Annotated in this window: 24 protein-coding genes; 23 read left to right on the top strand and 1 reads right to left on the bottom strand. The window is 29.2% G+C overall.

What is annotated here, in order from left to right; translation table 11 throughout:
- A partial coding sequence (locus V6137_RS07265) for a DDE-type integrase/transposase/recombinase (protein WP_425447237.1) occupies nucleotides 1–1,143 on the bottom strand: 1,143 nt, incomplete at its 3' end.
- Nucleotides 1,144–1,380: 237 nt separating this feature from the next.
- On the opposite strand from V6137_RS07265, the gene V6137_RS07260 reads away from it, so the two are divergent.
- The 23 genes from V6137_RS07260 to dnaN all read left to right on the top strand — a co-directional run bounded on the left by V6137_RS07260 (nucleotide 1,381) and on the right by dnaN (nucleotide 21,180).
- Nucleotides 1,381–1,746, top strand: coding sequence for a ribosomal maturation YjgA family protein (locus V6137_RS07260; protein ID WP_425447236.1), 366 nt, complete (start codon nucleotides 1,381–1,383; stop codon nucleotides 1,744–1,746).
- Complete coding sequence (locus tag V6137_RS07255; protein WP_425447235.1) at nucleotides 1,733–2,608, top strand: GNAT family N-acetyltransferase; 876 nt, start codon at nucleotides 1,733–1,735, stop codon at nucleotides 2,606–2,608. The genes V6137_RS07260 and V6137_RS07255 overlap by 14 nt, the downstream gene beginning before the upstream one ends.
- A 40-nt stretch (nucleotides 2,609–2,648) precedes the next feature.
- Nucleotides 2,649–3,722, top strand: coding sequence for a serine hydrolase domain-containing protein (locus V6137_RS07250; RefSeq protein ID WP_425447234.1), 1,074 nt, complete (start codon nucleotides 2,649–2,651; stop codon nucleotides 3,720–3,722).
- 166 nt (nucleotides 3,723–3,888) lie between these two features.
- A complete protein-coding gene (locus tag V6137_RS07245; RefSeq protein WP_425447233.1) occupies nucleotides 3,889–4,707 on the top strand; it encodes a metallophosphoesterase family protein in 819 nt (272 codons plus the stop codon).
- Between the two features lie 93 nt (nucleotides 4,708–4,800).
- Nucleotides 4,801–5,448, top strand: a complete 648-nt coding sequence (locus tag V6137_RS07240) for a carboxylesterase family protein (protein WP_425447232.1) — start codon at nucleotides 4,801–4,803, stop codon at nucleotides 5,446–5,448.
- Between the two features lie 18 nt (nucleotides 5,449–5,466).
- Nucleotides 5,467–6,279: an AAC(3) family N-acetyltransferase gene (locus V6137_RS07235; protein ID WP_425447231.1), complete on the top strand. Its 813-nt coding sequence runs from the start codon at nucleotides 5,467–5,469 to the stop codon at nucleotides 6,277–6,279.
- Nucleotides 6,280–6,303: 24 nt separating this feature from the next.
- Nucleotides 6,304–7,104 (top strand): class I SAM-dependent methyltransferase, encoded by an 801-nt coding sequence (locus tag V6137_RS07230; protein ID WP_425447230.1) that lies wholly within the window; start codon nucleotides 6,304–6,306, stop codon nucleotides 7,102–7,104.
- A 55-nt stretch (nucleotides 7,105–7,159) separates the two neighbouring features.
- Complete coding sequence (locus V6137_RS07225) at nucleotides 7,160–7,783, top strand: class I SAM-dependent methyltransferase (protein ID WP_425447229.1); 624 nt, start codon at nucleotides 7,160–7,162, stop codon at nucleotides 7,781–7,783.
- A 32-nt stretch (nucleotides 7,784–7,815) separates the two neighbouring features.
- Entirely contained in the window at nucleotides 7,816–8,823 is a 1,008-nt protein-coding gene (locus V6137_RS07220) for a serine hydrolase domain-containing protein (RefSeq protein ID WP_425447228.1), read from the top strand.
- 102 nt (nucleotides 8,824–8,925) lie between these two features.
- Entirely contained in the window at nucleotides 8,926–9,633 is a 708-nt protein-coding gene (locus tag V6137_RS07215) for an HAD family hydrolase (RefSeq protein ID WP_425447227.1), read from the top strand.
- Between the two features lie 38 nt (nucleotides 9,634–9,671).
- The gene (locus tag V6137_RS07210) at nucleotides 9,672–10,382 is read left to right on the top strand and encodes a metallophosphoesterase family protein (RefSeq protein WP_425447226.1); all 711 of its coding nucleotides are present in this window, start codon (nucleotides 9,672–9,674) and stop codon (nucleotides 10,380–10,382) included.
- A gap of 93 nt (nucleotides 10,383–10,475) precedes the next feature.
- Nucleotides 10,476–10,952 carry a GNAT family N-acetyltransferase gene (locus V6137_RS07205; protein WP_425447225.1) on the top strand — a complete coding sequence of 159 codons (477 nt, stop codon included), beginning with the start codon at nucleotides 10,476–10,478 and terminating at the stop codon, nucleotides 10,950–10,952.
- Nucleotides 10,953–11,077: 125 nt separating this feature from the next.
- The gene (locus tag V6137_RS07200) at nucleotides 11,078–11,710 is read left to right on the top strand and encodes a GyrI-like domain-containing protein (RefSeq protein WP_425447224.1); all 633 of its coding nucleotides are present in this window, start codon (nucleotides 11,078–11,080) and stop codon (nucleotides 11,708–11,710) included.
- A 299-nt stretch (nucleotides 11,711–12,009) separates the two neighbouring features.
- Nucleotides 12,010–12,702 (top strand): HD domain-containing protein, encoded by a 693-nt coding sequence (locus tag V6137_RS07195; RefSeq protein ID WP_425447223.1) that lies wholly within the window; start codon nucleotides 12,010–12,012, stop codon nucleotides 12,700–12,702.
- A 29-nt stretch (nucleotides 12,703–12,731) separates the two neighbouring features.
- Complete coding sequence (locus V6137_RS07190; RefSeq protein WP_425447222.1) at nucleotides 12,732–13,268, top strand: GNAT family N-acetyltransferase; 537 nt, start codon at nucleotides 12,732–12,734, stop codon at nucleotides 13,266–13,268.
- Between the two features lie 163 nt (nucleotides 13,269–13,431).
- Nucleotides 13,432–14,256, top strand: a complete 825-nt coding sequence (locus V6137_RS07185) for a GNAT family N-acetyltransferase (RefSeq protein WP_425447221.1) — start codon at nucleotides 13,432–13,434, stop codon at nucleotides 14,254–14,256.
- A 45-nt stretch (nucleotides 14,257–14,301) separates the two neighbouring features.
- Nucleotides 14,302–14,931, top strand: a complete 630-nt coding sequence (locus V6137_RS07180) for a class I SAM-dependent methyltransferase (protein WP_425447220.1) — start codon at nucleotides 14,302–14,304, stop codon at nucleotides 14,929–14,931.
- A 131-nt stretch (nucleotides 14,932–15,062) separates the two neighbouring features.
- Nucleotides 15,063–15,632 (top strand): GNAT family N-acetyltransferase, encoded by a 570-nt coding sequence (locus tag V6137_RS07175; protein ID WP_425447219.1) that lies wholly within the window; start codon nucleotides 15,063–15,065, stop codon nucleotides 15,630–15,632.
- Nucleotides 15,629–16,495: a hypothetical protein gene (locus tag V6137_RS07170; protein WP_425447218.1), complete on the top strand. Its 867-nt coding sequence runs from the start codon at nucleotides 15,629–15,631 to the stop codon at nucleotides 16,493–16,495. The genes V6137_RS07175 and V6137_RS07170 overlap by 4 nt, the downstream gene beginning before the upstream one ends.
- Nucleotides 16,496–16,629: 134 nt before the next feature.
- Nucleotides 16,630–17,097 carry a GNAT family N-acetyltransferase gene (locus V6137_RS07165; protein WP_425447217.1) on the top strand — a complete coding sequence of 156 codons (468 nt, stop codon included), beginning with the start codon at nucleotides 16,630–16,632 and terminating at the stop codon, nucleotides 17,095–17,097.
- Nucleotides 17,070–17,294: a hypothetical protein gene (locus V6137_RS07160; RefSeq protein ID WP_425447216.1), complete on the top strand. Its 225-nt coding sequence runs from the start codon at nucleotides 17,070–17,072 to the stop codon at nucleotides 17,292–17,294. Before V6137_RS07165 ends, V6137_RS07160 begins: the two co-directional genes overlap by 28 nt.
- A 160-nt stretch (nucleotides 17,295–17,454) precedes the next feature.
- Nucleotides 17,455–19,755, top strand: a complete 2,301-nt coding sequence (helD, locus tag V6137_RS07155; protein ID WP_425447238.1) for an RNA polymerase recycling motor HelD — start codon at nucleotides 17,455–17,457, stop codon at nucleotides 19,753–19,755.
- Nucleotides 19,756–20,058: 303 nt separating this feature from the next.
- A complete protein-coding gene (dnaN, locus tag V6137_RS07150) occupies nucleotides 20,059–21,180 on the top strand; it encodes a DNA polymerase III subunit beta (RefSeq protein WP_425447215.1) in 1,122 nt (373 codons plus the stop codon).
- Nucleotides 21,181–21,243: the final 63 nt, after the last annotated feature.

Raw genomic sequence — 21,243 nt, 5'->3', positions numbered from 1 at the left:
GGTTAATCCAATAACAGATTTTATAGTGAACTTTATTCCGTGTGATGCAAAAAAATGTTGAGCTAATAAATATATAGGGTTTCCATCAACAATAAATTCAAGATTTTTAGGGATATTTTTAATTTTAGATATAGTGCTATCAAGGGCTAAAATAGCACCTAGAGTATCTCTGAATTTAGATACGTTGTAAGAAAGAATTATCTTTTTTCTAGCATCAAAAAAGTAATATATATAGTTCCATTTACCATTAACTTTGATATATGTCTCATCACCGCAAAATTGATTAGAGAGATCATAATTGTAATTGTCAACAAAAGGTTTGACTAACTGACCTACAGCATTGGCATAATTAATAACTGTTTGGTGTGAAATACTGACTCCATGAACATCTTTCAGCAAAGAGGCAGTTTTTCTTGCGGAAATGCCGTAATTGACATGGTAAGTTAGTATTAAACCTAAAGTATGAGAAGAAGAATAAATCCTTGATAAGTCCACTTTAGGACGCACAGGTGATTTATCACTCAAAGGTTTAAAGTTAATAGTAAATTTACGGTATATATAGTGGAGTGTAAATCTTTCTGGATGACTTTTGTATTCTTTTTTCTGTTTTTCAGTAAGTTGGTCAAAGCTATCCAGATAATGTTTGCATTTTGAGTTAGTACATTTGTATATTTCAAAAATTTTTCTAGTTTTCTTTTTTTCAAGAACCCTATTGCAATAAGGGCATCTTAGTCTTGTGTCTTTTGAGAAACGGTTCTTTTCACTAAACGAAGTGGAGCATACTTTACATTTGTACTGACCGCGACTTCCATTATTGTTGTAAAGATAGATGTGTGGTGCATTACACTTTGGGCAATAAACAGAGTCTTTAACAGAAGGTTTATTTTTACGACGTTTAATTGGCTTAATCGGTTTGCCGGCTGATTCAGCTTCTTTAAGAAGAAGTTTATAATTTAAAGTTTCGAATCTCTCTATTATAGGTTGTTTTTCATTAACTTTCAGTTTTTTATAAGGCTTATTAACGGGCGATTCTTCTTTAGGATTATAAGACACATTTTTTCCGATCATGGTAGCTATAAGCCATATTATTATATTATATTGAAAATAAATTGTCCAAAGTAATTTTTTAAGTATTGTATTCAAAGTTTTGCCACTCCTTTTATTAATATTGGTCTTAATTTTATCTTGTCAATAAAATTGTACCCTATTTTTGGGGGGTGGCAAGTATTTTATATATAAATTTGTAAAAATAAAGGTTTTGTCAAGGTTTTTTGATAAAACTTTTGACAAAACCATTTTATTAAGGGGGGGAATAAAATGATTCATAAGTTTAAAGCAAATTTAGAAAAAGAAAAATAAGAATAGAAAGTGGTTATAAAAATGAAAAGGATAATTTATTTTATACTAATATTTATAACAATAATTTTAGGTCTTTTATCTAGAAAAATAAACACTATTCCTTTATATGTAGGAGATATACTATGGGCTACAATGATATGTTTTATCGTTATATTTATTAATCCTAAAAAGTCTATTTACTTTGATTTTTTTATATCGCTAACTATAACCTATGGAGTAGAGTTTAGTCAGTTAATTGATTTGAATTGGCTAAACAATATAAGGAGTACTACTTTAGGGCACTTAGTTTTAGGACAAGGATTCTTAGTAATAGACTTAGTAGCTTATTTAGTGGGGATAGTGTTTGCGTTGGTTATAAAGAGGGGGATTTTAAATGATAAATTATAGACAAGCTACAAAAAAAGATATAAAAATAGTAGCTGATTTTATAGGGGAGTTAAACAAAAAAGAAGAAAACCATATCGGATACTGTGGTGATAATAGTGATGAAATATTAAATTCTTTAAAAGAAGATATAACAGATATTACATTTGATAAATCTTTTATTATTGCTACCGATAAAAAGGAGTTAATAGGAGTATTAGGATTTGATGCCGACATTGAAAATGGTAATAGTGAGATATGGGGACCTTTTATTAAACAGTCAAAGTGGCATATTGCAAATGAAATGTGGGATAAAATGACGGAGTTACTTCCCAAGGGAATAGAAACTATTAGTATGTTTATAAATATAAAAAATAATAATTGCCTTGACTTGGCTAAAAAGCTCAAGTTCAATAAAGTTTCAGAATCAAAAATACTGGAGTTTAATAGAAGTTATCTTGATAACTTAGATAAAGAAATTATAAATGAATTAACTAGTAAGCATTATGAGGATATGAAGGCTCTCCATGATAGGGTTTTTCCTAATACCTATTATAGTGGAAAACAAATAATAGACAGAATAAATGAAAATAGAAAGTTGTTTGCTTATATAGAAGATGAAAAACTAATGGGTTATGTGTATGTCGAAGCAGAACCTGATTTTGGGGAAGGTAGTATAGAATTTTTTGCTGTAGATGAATCTGAAAGAGGAAAGGGGATAGGATATAAGTTATTAAATATGGCTTTAAAATGGTTATATAGTTTTAACTTTATGGAACAAATTGTATTGTCAGTTGGGGTAGATAATAAAAAGGCTATTAGTTTATATAAAAAGGTAGGATTTAAAGAAAAATATCAATTATGTTATCTAACAAAGGAGATTTGATATTTATTATAAATCATACAAATGATAATGGGGAATATTTATGTTAAAGAAACAGTTACAAGATTTGCTTAATAAGAAAAGTGATAATAATGAATTTAGTGGAGTTGTATTAATTAAAAAAGGGGATAAAGAATTATTTTCTGGTACATATGGATATGCAAATATGAGTTGGGAGATAAAAAACACCTTAGAAACTAAACTTAGAATAGCATCTGTATCAAAGATGTTTACGGCAGTGGCTATTTTGCAGTTAATAGAAGATGGGGAAGTTGACTTTAATACAAAGGTTATAGAATACCTTGGCATGAAAGGTACTAAGATTCCTAAAGAAGTGGATATATATAGCCTATTAACCCACACTTCTGGGATCGCTGATTATTTTGATGAAAATGGAAGTGATGAAGAATGGGAAAAGCTTTGGTCTGAAAAGCCTATATATACAGTTAGAAAGCTAGCTGACTATGTACCTATGTTTGCCTATGATGAACCAGTATTTAAAGTAGGAGAGAAGTTCCAATATAATAGTGCTGGATATATTCTATTGGGATTAGTTATAGAAAAGGCATCGGGAAAATCATATTTTGATTATATAAGGGACAATGTATTTTCTAAACTAAATATGAAAGATACCGATTTTATAAGTCTAGATAGAGTGCATAAAAATGTTGCAGAGGGCTATGAACCTATAGAAGACAAAGAAGGTAATATAGTTAATTGGGAAAGAAATATTTATACAGCAACTCCTGGGGCAGCCTCCGATGGAGGAGCCACTTCAACGGCAGCAGATATTATGGTCTTTATTCAACAGCTAAGAAATGGGAAAATATTAAGTGAAGAATTAAGAAAAAGAATGTTAACTCCCCAAGTTTTAGATCAAGGGGCCGATGGATTTAGAGACTATGTTTGGAAATATGGCTATGGAAATTGGTTTATTTTAGATAACGATAATAATATAGTTAGAGGAGGACATACTGGAGAAGAATATGGGGTTAGTTGCAGAGTATACTATTATCCAAATCTGGATATAGATGTAGTAATATTAGGAAACCAAGGATGGTGTGCCGGATCATTAGGATGGGATATACATGATATAATTCTGAACAGTGAATTATAGATAAAAGTGTATGTAAAAACTCTTAAACATTAATTTCTTAGTTTAAGAGTTTTTTTCTTAATTTTAAATGGATTATATGAGTTATAATGGTATAATAAATTTACGGAAAATTTCGTAAAAAAGAGAGACATGCTAAGTTACATAATAATAGATTGGAGTGAAGAGAGTGCTTTGTATATATACATCGGATTTACACAGTAGAAAAACTCATTTTAAAAGACTATTGAAGTTGTATGAAAAGCATAGACCTGAATTAATAATTATCGGGGGTGATTTATTTGAATATACCCATGATAAAGAAGAGCAACTAAGGTTTTTAGAAAACTATTTAAAAAACTTTTTTACAATGTTTTCAGTTCCCATAGTTATATTGCCAGGGAATTGTGACTGGCCAGTGTCTATTGATACTTTGGACAAGCTTAAACCATCCAATATACATATTATAAATAGGGATAAATTTATTAATATAAATGGACTTAAAATAAGAGGTTATGAATATATTACTCCTCCACCCTTTAGTCAAAAACATTGGGTTAAGAGGGATTTAAAAGAGGATAAAGTATTTGTAGGTGAAAATTCATATATTACAGATAAAAATGGTGAAATTATAAAAGTGGAAGCAGATTACTTAAATAAAATACCAAGTATAGAAGAGGACTTGGAAGACACCTTTACATCGGACTCAATATGGGTAACACATAACCCACCCTATGGAACTAACCTAGATATTATCCATGAGAATATACATATTGGTAGCAAAGCCCTATTAAAAAAGATACAAGATTTAAAACCAAAACTAGTTTTGTCAGGGCATGTACATGAATCTCCAATTATGTCTGGAAAATATATAGATAACGTTGGAGATACAACGTGTATCAACCCAGGACAAGCTGATAGATTCCATGGTGTTATATTTGCTATAGATAATAAAGGAAAGTTAAATCATTTAGAACATACCATATATGGTGAATATAAAAAGGATTAATAACTTAACAAGACTTTAGTAATAAGCTTTAGGTATAGGATTATGAAGAAAAGTTTTTTCGTGTAATATTTTGACATATAGGAGGATGAATAAATGTTTGAACAAAGAGAAATTTACAGAGATATAAAAGAACATAAGATGAAGTATCTAGTAAATCTACCTAATGATTGCGAAGATAAAGATAATAAAAAATGGCCTCTTATGCTTTTCTTACATGGAGCGGGAGAGAGGGGAGATAATTTAGATGACATAAAGAAATATGGGGTACATAGATACTTAGAAAGAAAAGATATCCCATTTGTAGTAGTGTCACCCCAATGTCCTAAAGATACTTTTTGGGATATACATATAAAGGATTTAATATCAATTATTAAAGAAGTAAAAACAAAATACAGTATAGACGACAAAAAAATATACTTAGTAGGAATAAGTATGGGAGGACATTGTGCTTGGAACTTTGCTATGCAGTATCCTAAGCTATTTGCAGCAGTTATGCCAATAGCTGGGGGGCCAATGTTATCTAATTATGCTGAGAGGATAAAGGATATTCCAATATGGACCATTCATGGTAAAAAAGATAAAGTCGTTTCAGTAGAAAAATCAAGGGAAATTGTTTTTGAATTACAACAGCTAAATGGCAATATTAAATATACTGAAGACTCTAATTCAGGACATGAGATTTGTACAACCATATTTGAAAAAGAGGAAATATATGAGTGGCTATTGAATCAAAGTAAATAATATTCTAGGAGGATAACAATGAAGGAAAAAAAATTAATAGATAAAACAGCTAAACCAAATACAAGGGAGAGTATTGTAAAAGATTTAAAGGCGTTGGGGCTTAAAAAAGGCATAATAGTATTAGTACATTCTTCTTTAAGTTCCTTAGGATGGACTTGTGGAGGAGAAATATCCGTAATTCAGGCTCTTATGGATGTGATTACGGAAGAGGGAACGATTATTATGCCAACCCAAAGTAGTGACTATAGTAATCCAGAGTTATGGGGAAATCCTGCCGTTCCAAAATCTTGGATTAATACTATAAAGGAAAAAATGCCAGCTTATGATCCAAATATTACACCTACAAGGGGAATGGGAAGAATAGTTGAAGCCTTTAGAAAATTTCCCAATGTACTTCGAAGCTCTCATCCAACATGTTCCTTTGGAGCTTGGGGGAAATATTCAAAGGAAATTATAGAAAATCATTCATTAGAGTATAGCTTAGGAGAAAACTCACCTCTTGCTAGAATATATGACTTAAATGGGTATGTACTACTATTGGGAGTGGGATATGATAGTAATACTTCATATCACTTATCGGAATATAGATCTAAATCTATGAAAACTAGTACATTTGAGAGTCCTATTATAGAGGAAGGTAAAAGGGTTTGGAAAAAGTACAAGGATATAGAATTTAACGCGGATATGTTTCCAAAGATAGGTTTGGAGTTTGAAAAAAATCACAAGATTGATACGGGGTTAATGGGGAATGCTAAATGTAAATTTTTTAAGCAAAGAGCCGCAGTGGATTTTGCAGAAAAGTGGTTATTAGAGAATAGTAAAAACTCATGATAAATATTAGAGGGGGCAAAAATAATGGGGCTATATGAGACATCGGCATTATTTAGTCAAAATATGTCAGAAAAACAGCAAGAGAAATTTTCACATTTTTATAAGCAAGTATTTAGTCAATATAATATATCTAGTATTCACGATTGTTCTGTAGGAGCAGGTGGTACCACTATACCTTTAGCTAAACTAGGATATAAAGTTTCAGGTTCTGATTTAAGTGAAAATCTATTAAAGAAAGCAAAGGAAAATTTTAAAAAAGAAGGGTATAATGTTGAACTTTTCACATCTGATTTTAGAAAACTAGGTGAAAGATTGCCTAATACATATGATTGTATAATTTCAACAGGAAATTCTTTACCCCATGTAAATAATAAGGATGTATGTAATTTTATTAAAAGTGTTTCTACGAAAATAAATAAAGATGGTTTTTTATTCATTGATATGAGGAATTGGGATAAAATTCTTAATGAGAAGCCAATTTTTAATGCGAGAGATCCTTTGGTTATGACAGAAGAGGAACATGTTAGTCTCTATCAAATATGGGATTGGCACGATGATGGATCAGTAGATTTTATATTTGTAACCTCCACTGATAAAAATGGTAAGCATGAAGAATCATCATTTAATTATGCTCCTACTTATTATCCTTTAAAATATAAGGATTATGAGAAAATGTTAAGCGATCATGGATTTGAAATAAAACGTTGTTTTGATGTTGATCATTTATGGTTAAGGAATCATAAAAAAGAGGCTAAAACTGAGAATTTCAAAGAAGATTTTGACAAGATTAGTTGGTATGCTGTACTTGCACAGAAGGTAAGATAATAACTACACAATCAACAATACTTTTAAACAGAGATAAAATATATTTAAGTAAAGGGTGATTAAAATAGATAATAATATAAAGAAAATATTAAAGGAAAGCTACGAAAAAAATGCTAGACTAAGGGACAGAAAAGATATTATTACATGGAAGATTAAAGAGCTAGACAAATTTTTATACTATGCAAAAAAAGAGGACAAACATAGCTTAATAGATATAGGTTCTGGGGCTGGACAATATGGAAAGTATTTAAAGGATCATGGGCTAGAAGTAACTTGTGTTGATTTGTCGGAAGAGATGATAAGGGCTTGTAAAGAAAAAGGGTTGGATAGTTATGTTATGGATTTTTATAACTTAAATTTTGATGAAGAAAAGTTTGATTTAGCTTGGTCATTAAATACATTATTACATGTAACTAAAAGTAGTTTTGAAGATGTACTTAAAAATATAAAAAGAATATTAAAGCCTAAAGGATTATTTTATCTTGGGGTTTATGGAGGACGGGATTCTGAAGGAATTTGGGAGGAGGACTTTTATATGCCTAAAAGGTTCTTCTCATTTTATGAAGATAATAAAATTAAAGACATAGTTAAAAAACATTTTGAATTAGTTAATTTTGATGTAATAGATTTAGGAAGTAGTGATCTTCATTTTCAATCGATCCTATTGAAGAAACAATAATATAGAGAAATTAATATCTAGGGGGAATTATATTGAGAAAAATTACAGAGTTAATAGAGAATTATACGAAGGATAAATATTCAGCACCGGGAATATCTTTAGCATTAACAAAAGATGGTAAATGTGTTCATAAAGAATCCCATGGATTCAGTAATTTAGAAAATAAAGTTAAAATTAATTCTAAAACCAACTTCTATTTAGCTTCTTTATCAAAGAGTTTTACTGCGGTGGCAGTTATGTTTTTATATGAAAAAGGTGTATTAGATATCTATGATAACATAGGGAAATACTTCCCTGATTTACCAAAGAAATATAATGATATAAAGGTTATAAATCTATTAAACCATACTTCAGGCTTAGAGGATTATTTTGAATGTTTTATAGAAAAGGACAAGCTATCTGACGTAACCAATAAGGATATATATAATTTTATTTGTAGAGAAGATAATCTTAAGTTTAAAGTTGGAACTAAGTTTGAGTACTCAAATACAGGATATGTTTTGTTGTCAATGTTAATAGAAAAAGTAGTAGGGACTTCATTTTCGGATTTTTTACAACAAAATATACTTAATCCTTTAGGCATGACAAATACATATGTTTTTACCGAGGACAAACCGATTATACCTAATAGAGCATATGGATATAAAGAGAAAAATCACAAATACTTATGTGATGATTATTCTATACTGACAACTGGGGATGGAGGTATTTATTCTAATATTGATGATTTAATACTATGGGAAAAAACATTTAATACAGATCTAATACTTTCAAAAGAGTCAAGGGATATAATATATTCAGTAGAAAAGTTAAATAACTGCCTTGAAACTAATTATAGTTTTGGATGGTTTATTAGTAACATAAATAAGAAAAAGATAATTTCCCATGATGGAGGAGCATTTGGCTTTACAACCTTTATTGGCAAATCAATTGAGGATAATTTTTCAATGATAATTTTAACTAATTGCTATAAAAATATGTGGGAAAAAATATATAAAGAAAGCGACAAAATAATACTAGAACTAAGTAAAGTAATATAAAAAATAATAATGCTTTAATTAGTAGGATGTATTAAAGAAATGATAGGTTAGTTATAGAATATTTTAGGGATTGAAAAATAACAGGTAAAAAGGGGATTAAATATGAATACCAAAAATATAAAAACCATATTATTTGATTCAGGGAGGGTTTTAAATCATCCAAGAACAGGACACTGGTTTATACCGCCAAATTTCTATAAGTATGTAGATGAAAAGATTTTTAAATCTTTAGATAAAAAGGAGATAGAAGCTGCTTTCTATAAAGCTAAGGAATATATAAACCATATATCAATGATTTTAACTGAAGAGGAAGAACTTGAGCATTTTATTAAATTTTATAAAATATTTTCAGATGAATTATCAGAATTAAAATTAAATAAAGAAAATATTGTAAACATAGCTAGGGATACCGTTTGTAATGATGATAAGTTTTTATTTCATGAAGATGTATTTCAAATGATACCAAAGTTAAGTGAAACTTATAAACTAGGAGTAGTATCTGATACTTGGCCTTCATTAGAAAGAGTTTTTAAAAATGTTGGACTAAGAGAGTATTTCTCCACATTTGTGATGTCCTCGGTCTTAGGAGTTACAAAACCCCATGAATTAATGTTTAATACTGCCCTTGATGAAGTTAATATGGAGAAAGATGAAGTTTTATTTATTGATGATAATATAAGAAATGTCAAGGGGGCTATAGACCTAGGAATAGACTCTATTCTACTGATTAGAGAAAAGGGGTACATAAATGATTCTCAATATACATGTGTAGGGGATTTAATAGAATTAGAAGAACTGCTAAGAAAATAACTTCTTACACTGAGGAGTGAAAAAGGAGAGAACTATATATGAAAAAAATAGCAATTATATCAGATATACATGGGAACCTACAGGTATTAGAAGCCATAATAAAGGATATAAAAAGTAAAAGAATAGATGCAATTATATGTCTTGGAGATACAATAGCTATTGGTCCCAATCCTAAAGAATGTATGGAAATAGTTATGAAAGAAAATATAACAACTATACTGGGAAATCATGAGGAATATTTTCTAAAAGGTACAGATAGTTTTAGTGAAGTTGGTGAAGGAGAGAAGAAGCATCAAAGGTGGACGAAGTCTAGGTTAAATAAAGAGATAAGGGATAAATTAGAGGGTAGTCCTTATATAATTGAAGAAAACATAGAAGGAATAAACTTTGCTTTTACCCATTATGCTAGGAAAGAGGATAAGTTTATTTATATAGAAGATCAACGTACAGTGGATAAGTTAGAAAGTATGTTTAGTAATATAACTGCCGATGTTATATTTTACGGACACGAGCATGATTTGAGACTACAAAAGTTAGAAGGAGAAGCTACATATATATGTGTAGGCTCAAGTGGATGCACACGAGACGAAAATACATATTATACTTTAGTAAATATAGAAAAAGGCAAATATAATATAGAAAAAGTAAATTTAAGATACAATAGAGCAAGATTTATTAAAACATTTAATGATATAGATTATCCCGATAAAAATTTTATTGGAGAGGTATTCTTTGGTATTAAGAAGTAGAATCTATTTAGAATAAATTTACTAAAGATAACTTAATAGGATAGAGAATAGGAGAAGTTTTGATAAAAAAACATTAAAGTAATGGAGGCAAAAATGTTTGATATAAAACCAATCGATGAGAATCTAAAAGAACAGGTTGCAGATATATGGACAAATAATTGGGGTTCAGATTTAATGGTAACTAGAGGCAAAGTGTATAGGGCATTGGATTATCCGGGGTATGTAGCGGTTGAAGATGGTAAAATAATTGGTCTTATAGTATTTCATATGGAAGATAGGGAGTGTGAAATTCTTTCATTGGATAGTTTATCAGAACATAGAGGAGTAGGCAGTAAACTTCTGAAAAAGGTAATTGAAGTATCCAGAGAGAATAAATGCAATAGGGTTTGGTTAATAACCTCTAATGACAATACCTATGCAATGAAATTTTATCAAAAAAGAAGGTTTCAATTTAAAAAAGTTCATTTAAATGCAATAGAAGAAGCTAGAAAAATTAAGCCAGAGATTCCTACTATAGGGTATGATGATATACCGATAAAGCATGAAATTGAGATGGAATTAAAATTATAATTAACTATTAAAGCAAAACCTAGGAAAAGCCATTTTTATAAAATTGTATTATGACATATAGTTGTCATAGATATGATGTTACAATGGCCTTATAGAAGTTTTAAATATAAGGAGTTGTTATAATAATGGGGAAAATAGATTTTAAAAAGAAGTTTAAGAACCTTTACAAGTCTTCTTCCAAAAAGGTGGGAATAGTAGAAGTCCCTAAGTTTAATTTTTTAATGATTGACGGCTGTGGTGATCCCAATACATCACAGGAATATAAAGATGCTATAGAAGCATTATTCAGTGTCTCTTACAAGGTGAAGTTTATGATAAAAAAGCAGCCTAAGGGCTTAGATTATGGGGTACTCCCCCTTGAAGGGTTATGGTGGACAGAAGAAATGAAGGACTTTTCTATGGGGAATAAGGATATTTGGAAATGGACAGCCTTAATTATGCAACCTGAAATTGTAACAACAGATTTAGTCAATAAAGCAATAGATATGGTTAAAAAGAAGAAAGACTTATCTTCGCTTCCAAAACTTAGGTTTGAAAGCATAGAAGAAGGATTAGTAGCACAAATAATGCATATAGGTCCCTATATTGAAGAAGAATCTACAGTTGAAAAGTTACATAAATATATAGAAACAAATGACTATAATAAAGTTGGAAAACATCATGAAATTTATTTAAATAATCCGAGAAGAACAAAGCCTGAAAACTTAAAAACTATTATAAGACAACCTATAGCTTTAAAAAGTAAAGGAACATTATAGTTGAAGATTTATAACTCCCTGCTCTCTGGACTAACAAAGGCGCCAACGGCGCCTTTGTTTATTTACATTAAATTCTTCCTAAGTTACTATACTAGAAAAAGTTAGAAAAATAAGATATAATATGAAATATCCTATAAAAACAGATTATTAATAAAATTTAGAATAGTTTCACCATATAAGCTTTATATTATTTGGGAGGTTTTTATGAAGTTAGCCTATTTAGTTGTAGAAGGAGAAAATATAAGAAGCATAAGCAATATTTTATATAGCTATAAAGGAGATAAGGAGGGGGATAAACAGTGAAAGAACATATTCTAGATCAAGGGAGAAAATTTCTTATATCTTATATAAAAGACAAAGAGGTCAACCATGATAGAGTACATCTTTGGAGAAATAATTGGGAATTTATTGGGTTGCACTCATTTAGAGTTGAAAGTTATGTAAATAAAATTCTTGGAAGAGAAAATAGGGGATTATCAGAAGGTGAAATTATACTTACGCGTTTAGCTGCCATCTTGCATGATATAGGTAGAATTATAAAAAAAGAGGGACATGCATTAAAAGGAAGGGAAATTGTACATAATTGGTTAAAAGAAAATCCATCGATATATAATTCTATGGAAGAACCTAATAGATTATTATACTTAATAGAGAAACATTCAAATAAACGGGAAGATGAAGAAGATTATTGTTTAAAAGTCTTGAGGGATGCAGATATATTAGACGAAATAGGTGTCTTATCTATATTTATGGCATCAAATTGGATAGATAAAAGGGATCCATATTTCTTTCAAAAACTACAGGATAGAATTGGTAATTTTGAAATTGACTTTATTGACAGGGGATTTAAATTATTAAATACTGATGGTGCAAAGTCTATATTAAAAGAAAAAAGAGAGTTCATAGTTAAATTTAATGAACAGCTAAAGGATGAATTGATAGGTACTGAAATGTTTGGACAAGTTAATTTAGAGGATTATTTTAATAATTAAATAAGGATGAAAGTTTTGGGAGGGATATTATGTTTAACGGAGAAAAAATCATTTTAAGGGAATATAGAGAAGAAGATTTGGACAAGCTTTTAAAGATTATGAACGAAGTTGAATATAAGAGAAATGTAGCTTCAAGGATACCCTATCCTGTGACATTAAAAGACGTAAAGGAAGATTTCGAAAAAATATCGGGTTATAAAGATTATTATGATTTTGCGATTGAATCTATAGATAAAGGTCAATATATTGGGGAATGTGGTATAAAGTCAGTTGATTGGAAAAATAGAAAAACTGAGATTTATATCTTTTTAGGTAAGGATTATTTAGATAAAGGATACGGAACTGATGCTATGGAAGTATTGCTTAACTTTATATTCAATGAAATGAATTTACATAAAGTTAAATTAACGGTATTTTCATTTAATACTAGAGCAATTAGATGTTATGAAAAATGTGGATTTAAAATAGAAGGGACCTTAAGGGACGAATTATACAAAGGAGGAAAATACCACCATATTATTGAGATGGGAATATTAAAAGATGAATATTTAGATAGGTGTTCTTAAGGGGATTTGAAATCAGCGGTTAAATGTAATCAGGGTTTTCATTTCTAGATAAAAGGGATACGTGGTCACCTATTGAATATACTGAAGAAGCAAATAAATTGTTTTTGGAGTTGCAATAAGAAAAGTTATATTAATAAATAAAGTTAAGAGGGAGAGAGAGTTAATGAATATAACAATTGATTCAGGGGAAAGTGAAAAGAAAATTATAGCCTATGGGCCAGAGAAAGAAGTACTAGGATGGGGATATATTTCTCCTTTTTTATCATCAGATTTATATAACAATAGAAGATACAATATTTTCATAAATGTAGGAGTAGAAAGTGATAAAAATAAGCAAGAAATAAAGGATTTTATTTTCGAAAATTTAATGAAAAGGGCCCGTAACATAAGGAATAAATATAAAAATATGGAAGCTAGGGTATATCATTGTTGTTTTTCAGAGGATACTGAAAATATAAACTACTATAAAAGTAAAGAAGGATTTAATCATGATGAAGGTATGCATATAATCAAATGTGACATAAATGATAAAAATTATGATTATATTCTTCCTGATGGAGTTGAGCCTATTGAAAATATCCTTAATAGTGATCAGGGAATAAATAGCTTTATAAAAAGTCATAGTAAGGTGTTTCAAAACGGTTCCTATACAGTTGAGGAAATAAATGAGTTTAAAAATAAAGAGGGATGGAAAAGCATATCTATTAAAGACGAAGATGCTATTATTGCAAATATATTATTATGTTTTGATAGAGACGAAAGTAAAAGGATAGGGTTGATAGAAGATTTATTTGTCCATAAAAAGTGGAGGGGAAAAGGAATAGGAAAATATTTAATAAATGAAGGATTAGAGTATTTTAAATCAAAAGGTATAAATGAATCTAGATTAGAAGTGTGGAGTGCTAATAAAAGAGCATTAGAACTTTATAATAAATTCGGATTTGAATTTTATAAAGAGACGCAGTCTTCTATAGGGATGTCTATTTAATAGTAAAGTTATATTATATAAAATGGAGAATAGGGGGGATTAATATTGGAATTATATTGGAATAGCATTTGGAATAATGAAGACAGTGATAATTATAAAAAATATATTGACTTAAATAGAGAATATATCTTTATTGATTTTTTCAAAAAATATGGTATAAAAAGCATATGTGATGTAGCTTGCGGGTTTGGTAAATATAGTGTAGTTTGTGGGAAAAATGGTTTTGATGTTTATGGTTTTGATATATCAAGAAGTTCTGTAAAAATAACGGAAGATATGTTAAATGAATATAAAATTAACTATAACGAATATAAAGTATGTAGTATCGCTGATATAAAATTTAATTCAAATGTTTTTGATGGGGTTGTGGCCCATGCTGTTATAGACCATTTGTATTATGAAGATGCTTTAAAAGCAAGAGATGAGTTGTTTAGAATTGTTAGACAAAAGGGCCTAGTATATCTTTCTTTTGACAGACTGGATAAGGAAGATATGGAATATCCCCATGTGATACTTAGTGACGGGACAATGAAGTATACTAAGGGAGAAAGAAAGGGAATGGTTTTCAAATACTATAAAGATGAAGAGATAAAAGATATGTTTAAAGACTATGAAGTATTGTATTTTGGAACTGACGATAAAGGGTCTAGAGATATTATAGTTAGAAAAGGATGAATAGATGGAGTAGTTAAGAAAGTAGAATATACAACTCATATGATTCATTAGGACAAGCCTAAAGAAATAGGGAAAGAGATAGATAAGTAATTTAAATAATTGCAGATAGGCAATAAAGGAGAGAAATATATATGAAAAAACTACCTACAATAGAATTGGAGAGACTTATTTTACGTCCATTTGAGTTATCCGATGCTAAAATGGTTCAACAATTGGCTGGAGATAAAGATATTGCAAAAACTACACAAAATATTCCCCATCCGTATAAAGATGGAATGGCGGAAGGATGGATAGAAAACCATGAAGAGGAATATGATAAAGATCAAACATTAACATTGGCTATAACGGATAAAGGGGAAGGTCATTTGGTTGGAGCAATTGGAATATCTTTAAACAATAAAAATGAAAATGGTGAAATTGGATATTGGATAGGTAAAAAATATTGGAATAAAGGTTATTGTACTGAGGCAGCAAAGGGTATGATGGAATTTGCATTCAAAGAAATAAAGTTAAACTGTTTACACGCTAGACATTTGAAACGAAATCCTGCATCGGGGAAGGTTATGAAAAAACTAGGTATGACATACGAGGGAACATTAAGACATCGTGTTAAAAAATGGGGAGGATTTGAAGATACGGTTCATTATAGTATTTTAAAAGATGAATATTTAGGTATGTGTTCTCAGGAGGATTTAATATGATAGATGATGTAAATAAACAATTAGATACTTTTAATAAAAATATCTGGCCTGAGAATAGAGAGCAAGCTGAAAAAATGGCTTCTGATATGGGGTACGATACTTTAGTATGCTTAATAGAGGAAGGTAACTTTATGGGACGAAGTCCCAGTGGTATTTGGAGTATAGGTTTGCAAGAAGATATTAATCGAGTAAAAATTTTATTAAGATATGAAATAAATAATAATAGAAAGGTAATTCTTTGGTCTGAAAATAGACAACAGATTTATAACCTGCAAAATATTATTAAAAACAAAAACATTAATAACATTGGACAAGTCTCATTTTCAGATTGCAAATATCTATGTCACTCAACTACAATAAATAGTTTTAAAGAAATCATAAAGGATAAAGCGTTGCTAAGTTATAATGAATTAATTAGGCTAGGTAAAGTAGTTAATACCATAAGAGGAAACTTAAGAGAGCCAGAAGACTTTTTTGATTATATAGATTTAGCTAAAATCAATAGTTTGGCCCCGGAGAAAGTAGTTGCATCAAGGGAATATAAAGAATTAAACTTTGATTTGAATAAAAATTATACTCCTGGAGTCAGAATTTATTTTGATAAGAAAAAATTAGAGTCTTTACCAGGGGCTTGTAGTGATGGGTTACATATCTTAAAAGTATTTAAAAGGTTGGAATTAAAACATGCCTTGAATATAGTTTTTCCATCGAAACTACAAATGGAGAATTTTATAAAAAATAATAAAAGAGAAATTAGTAATGAAATACAATCTAAGTTTGGATTTGTAGAAAGGAGAGAAGCCTGGTCTCCTACTCAATATACGGAAGAAGCAAACCGAATGTTTTTGAAAATAAATAGATAGACGAATATAAACTAGAAGTATAAAGTTCTAATAGAAAAAATACAGTAGATTCTTTAGTATCTCTTTGGAGGTTAACAGAATGTTTTCAATTTAAAAGCAAAGACGTATTAGAATAATAGGGGGAAAGAAGTTATATGATGATAGAAATTAAAAAAGTTATGGACAAGAATAAGAAGACAGAAATTACTAGTAAGATAATGAATGATTTACCCCTTTGGTTTAGCCCACCAGAAGATATTGAAGAAACATCTATAGTACATAGAGATTTTCATTTTTTTGCAGCATATGATGACAATGAAGTAGTGGGATTTTTAGCTTTAAAAGTACATAATGAATATACAGCTGATATATATAATTTGGGAGTTTTAGAAAGATATCATAGACAGGGCATAGGACATCAATTAATTAACGAATGTATTAACTATTGTAAGGATAAGGGCTATATTTATTTAACAGTAAAAACTTTGGATAGTTCAGCAGAGTATGAACCTTATGAAAGGACAAGAAAGTTTTATTTTAAAGAGGGTTTTATTCCCCTTGAAGTATTTACAACAGTTTGGAATGAAGAAAACCCTTGTTTGTTTCTAGTGAAGAAAATATAGATTTTACCATAAAAGAGGTAGTATTCTATGATATAGGAGCATTGGTATTTTTTGTTAAGATAATTGAATGGGAATTTCCAGGATTTTCAGTAGATAGATGTTTCGACAGGTTAGTTGAATTGCAACAGAGAATAGAGAAAGATGGTTATGTTGAAACAACGGAACACAGATATTACATGATTCTTAAAAAAATATAAAAAATAAGGAAGAGACTGAAGTCTCTTCCTTATTTTTTATATTTTTTCCTTGACGAACATAATTAAAAATGGTATCATTAAAAAGCGTATAAAAATACCAACATACATTAAAATATTCCTTACATACATTATATATCAAAACATTTTATAAGTCAATAGTATTTTTAAAAAATTAATTGGGGGGATTTTTATTAATAATAAAGCAGAGTTTAAATGGGAACAAATTAGGGTTAATAAAGTGGTTGAAGAGATAAATAATCAAATAGAAAAGAAAAGTGAGTCAATCAGGGATTATAAAGATGAAATAGTGAAACTTCGTAGATTTATGTGGGAAGAATTACCCCATACAACAGTGGATATGGATGGAACTAATTTTGAAGATGTCAATGCTATGGAACAGCAATTAAGTAAGCTAAAAGAAGAGGAGTTTAAACACGAATTTTACTATGGTCAGATTCAAAAGCTAAAAAGATCCTTAGATGCACCTTATTTTGCAAGAGTAGATTTTAAAGAAGAGGAAGAAGAAATAGAGTCCATATATATTGGACTTTCTACATTATTTAAAGAAGACACTCAAGATATTATGGTTTATGATTGGCGAGCTCCGATATCAAGTATATATTATGATTATGAATTGGGGAAAGCTTCTTATCTATGCGAGAATGGGAAGATAGAGGGAGATATAAGTTTAAAGAGGCAATTTAAAATATTAAATTCTAAGCTTAAGTATATGTTTGACAGTAATATAAAAATTGATGATGAAATATTACAAGAAATATTAAGTAAAAATTCCGATACTAAAATGAAGAGTATAGTAACTACAATTCAAAAAGAACAAAACAAGGTAATTAGAGATGATAAAAATCAATTACTTATCGTCCAAGGGGCAGCGGGGAGTGGTAAAACTTCCATAGCATTACACAGAGTAGCTTATCTAATATATAGATATAGAAATGAAAGTATAGGGGCTAAAAATATTATAATATTTTCCCCGAATGAGATATTTAATGACTATATTTCCGATGTTTTACCCCAATTAGGAGAACAAAATATGCAACAAACAACTTTTTTTGAATATGCATCTACAATTCTGGGAGATGAATATATAGTTGAAGATTCAATAGATCAAATGGAGTATTTACTATCATCCTATGCTGATAAAGATTATAAACTTAATGTTAAGGGCATTAAGTATAAAGGGTCTAATGACTTTCTCCAAGTTATAAAAAGATATATAAAGTATTTGGAGGAAGAAGTAATTAAGTTTCATGACATAGTATATAGAGGAAAAGTTATAGAAACTAAAGAGAGTTTAGAGGAGTTATTTTATGATAGTTTTAGTTACTGGCCTATTAAAATAAGATTAACTAAAATCAGAAATAGAATATTTGATAAAATAAAACCTCTGCAAAAAATAAGACTTAAAGAAATAGAAGAAGAAATGAAGTTTAAAGCGAATTTTGAACATGAAATAAAGCCTTTAAGTAGATTACAGAGATATAGAGAGTTTAAGCCATTAATGGATGATATAAATAATATGACTTCTATTGATACTATTGAAGTCTATAAAAATATATTTAAGGATAAAGATCTTTTTATGAACTTATCTAATCTTGACCATAGCATTGATGAACTTAATTATATAGGTAACAAAACCATAAATAATATTGAAAATAAATTTATCTCTTATGAAGATGTATCACCTATTTTAATGTTAAAGGCAGAATTGGAAGGTACTTTAAGGGCATTTGATATAAAACATGTGGTTATTGATGAAGCACAAGACTATACCCCCTTTCAATATGAGATTTTTAAGCATATATTTAAAGGTAGTAAGTTAACTGTTTTGGGAGATTTAAATCAGTCAATTCATCCCTATATGGGCCTTTCTGATTACAATAATATTGTTGATATATTTAGTGAAGGTAAGAAATCTATTATTAAACTAACTAAAAGTTATCGTTCCACTAGGGAAATATTTAATTTTACTAAGGAGATTTTATTAAAAGAAAATAATATACAGACTATTAATAGACCGGGAGATAAACCTAAGATTATAAATGTGGCCAATGAAGATAAAATGATTAACAAAATTATAGGAGATATTAAAGAGTTACAAGAAAAAGGGTTAAAATCAATAGCTGTTATATGCAAAAATGCTAAAGATAGTAAAAGAGTTTATGATATAATTAAGGATAAAATCGATATCGAATTAATTACTAAAGAAGATATTAGATTTAAACGAGGATTAGTGGTTATACCGTCATATTTATCTAAGGGATTAGAGTTTGATGGAGTGTTAGTTTATAATGGCAGTAGAGCTAACTATCACTTAGAAAATGAAAGAAAGTTATTCTATACAATGTGTACCCGTGCATTGCATAATTTAAATATATATTATCATGATAGATTAACACCTTTTTTAGAAGGGATAAGTTCTGGGCTATATGAAACTGAGTAAGAAAATATAGCTTAAGTTTATTCTTTAATAGTTTAGTGATGATTTAGTTGTTGGGGGATTGCAATTCCTCAACTGGTATTGATGAGGAAAATTTATTCTTTGACATAAAAGTAAATACAATAATGAAACTCCCTTAGAAATAAGAAAAAGTTTATAGGGGGTTTTATTTTTAGCGAATTTTAAGGAATATTTAGAATATGAGGAGGAAATTTTAATTTTAATTAGAATGATATAATAAATGATGTAATAACAAAGTCATATAATTTAGAGTATTGACGAAGTAATACAAAAGGGGATGAATACGTGAATATTAAAATTACAAGAAATGAACTACTAATGGGAATAAATGCAGTGGGAAAAGCTGTACCATCAAGATCAACGATGCCCATATTAAAGGGTATTCTTGTTATCGCAGAAAATAATGAGGTTAGATTAATCGCCAATAATATGCAGTTAGGGATAGAGGTTAAGTTAGAAGCCGAAGTATCTTGTTCAGGTAAATTTGTTATCGATGCAAAAATATTTAGTGACATTGTAAGAAAAATAAAGGATGAGTATATAGAAATAGAAGTTAATGAAAAACTATCAGTTGAAATAAAGTGTGACAATCTTCAAATGAAGTTGATGGGACTTAGCGCAAATAGTTTTCCCGAAATGCCAGAAGTTGGTGAAGAAAATACTGTATATATAAAAGAAGGTGTTTTAAATGAAATGATAAGACAAACAGTATTCGCAGTATCTAAATCAGAACACCTTCAAGTAATAAGTGGTGAATTGGTAGAGATAAAAAAAGACAAGATAATTATGGCTTCTACCGATAGTTATAGATTTGCTTTAAAAAAGCAGTTTTGTGAAAATGAACTGAAAGAAGATACAAAGGCTATTATTCCTGGAGATTCCCTAGTTGAAATAGGTAAGCTTCTTTCAAATGATAGTAATGAGGAAGTTAAAGTAGTCTTGGAGGATAAACATGCTTTATTTATAATAGATAATATTAAAGTTGTAACAAGATTATTAGATGGAGAGTATCTAAACCATGATGTAGTTATTCCAAAGGAATATAAAACGAAAATAAGTATAAATAAAAGTAACTTACAGGAAGCACTTGAACTAGCTGCTGTTTTCACTCAAAATAGTGGAACTGATGTAAGGTTAAATATTACAGATGATAAACTTAAGATATCTTCTAATGCAGATATTGGGAATATTGTAAAGGAGATTGATATTGAATTAGAAGGAGAAGACTTAGAGATTGGATTTAATGTAAGTTATTTGTTGGAAGGATTAAAGGTTATAGATGATAGTGAAATAATGATTTGTTTTGCAGGAGGAAGTAGTTCTCCAGCAGTTATTATTCCTAATAAAGATATAGGTTATGAATATTTAGTAGTGCCAGTAAGGATACGTAGTTATAATTCAAATTAGAAACTATTGTTTTTTGAAATAATAAAGGTACCGCTAAATATATTTTGTCAACAATTTTATTAT

The sequence above is a fragment of the Dethiothermospora halolimnae genome, from assembly GCF_037577855.1.
Taxonomy (GTDB): Bacteria; Bacillota; Clostridia; order Tissierellales; family VENL01; genus Dethiothermospora; species Dethiothermospora halolimnae.
This window is presented reverse-complemented; position numbering and strand designations above follow the sequence as displayed.

Bases quoted from the DNA above. Each gene is read 5' to 3' on its own strand.
- V6137_RS07230 (WP_425447230.1), top strand. From the start codon at position 6,304: ATGGGGCTATATGAGACATCGGCATTATTTAGTCAAAATATGTCAGAA.
- V6137_RS07185 (WP_425447221.1), top strand. From the start codon at position 13,432: ATGAATATAACAATTGATTCAGGGGAAAGTGAAAAGAAAATTATAGCC.
- V6137_RS07205 (WP_425447225.1), top strand. From the start codon at position 10,476: ATGTTTGATATAAAACCAATCGATGAGAATCTAAAAGAACAGGTTGCA.
- V6137_RS07235 (WP_425447231.1), top strand. From the start codon at position 5,467: ATGAAGGAAAAAAAATTAATAGATAAAACAGCTAAACCAAATACAAGG.
- V6137_RS07255 (WP_425447235.1), top strand. From the start codon at position 1,733: ATGATAAATTATAGACAAGCTACAAAAAAAGATATAAAAATAGTAGCT.
- V6137_RS07165 (WP_425447217.1), top strand. From the start codon at position 16,630: ATGATGATAGAAATTAAAAAAGTTATGGACAAGAATAAGAAGACAGAA.
- V6137_RS07250 (WP_425447234.1), top strand. From the start codon at position 2,649: ATGTTAAAGAAACAGTTACAAGATTTGCTTAATAAGAAAAGTGATAAT.
- V6137_RS07190 (WP_425447222.1), top strand. From the start codon at position 12,732: ATGTTTAACGGAGAAAAAATCATTTTAAGGGAATATAGAGAAGAAGAT.
- V6137_RS07170 (WP_425447218.1), top strand. From the start codon at position 15,629: ATGATAGATGATGTAAATAAACAATTAGATACTTTTAATAAAAATATC.
- V6137_RS07215 (WP_425447227.1), top strand. From the start codon at position 8,926: ATGAATACCAAAAATATAAAAACCATATTATTTGATTCAGGGAGGGTT.
- V6137_RS07210 (WP_425447226.1), top strand. From the start codon at position 9,672: ATGAAAAAAATAGCAATTATATCAGATATACATGGGAACCTACAGGTA.
- V6137_RS07240 (WP_425447232.1), top strand. From the start codon at position 4,801: ATGTTTGAACAAAGAGAAATTTACAGAGATATAAAAGAACATAAGATG.
- V6137_RS07260 (WP_425447236.1), top strand. From the start codon at position 1,381: ATGAAAAGGATAATTTATTTTATACTAATATTTATAACAATAATTTTA.
- V6137_RS07175 (WP_425447219.1), top strand. From the start codon at position 15,063: ATGAAAAAACTACCTACAATAGAATTGGAGAGACTTATTTTACGTCCA.
- V6137_RS07200 (WP_425447224.1), top strand. From the start codon at position 11,078: ATGGGGAAAATAGATTTTAAAAAGAAGTTTAAGAACCTTTACAAGTCT.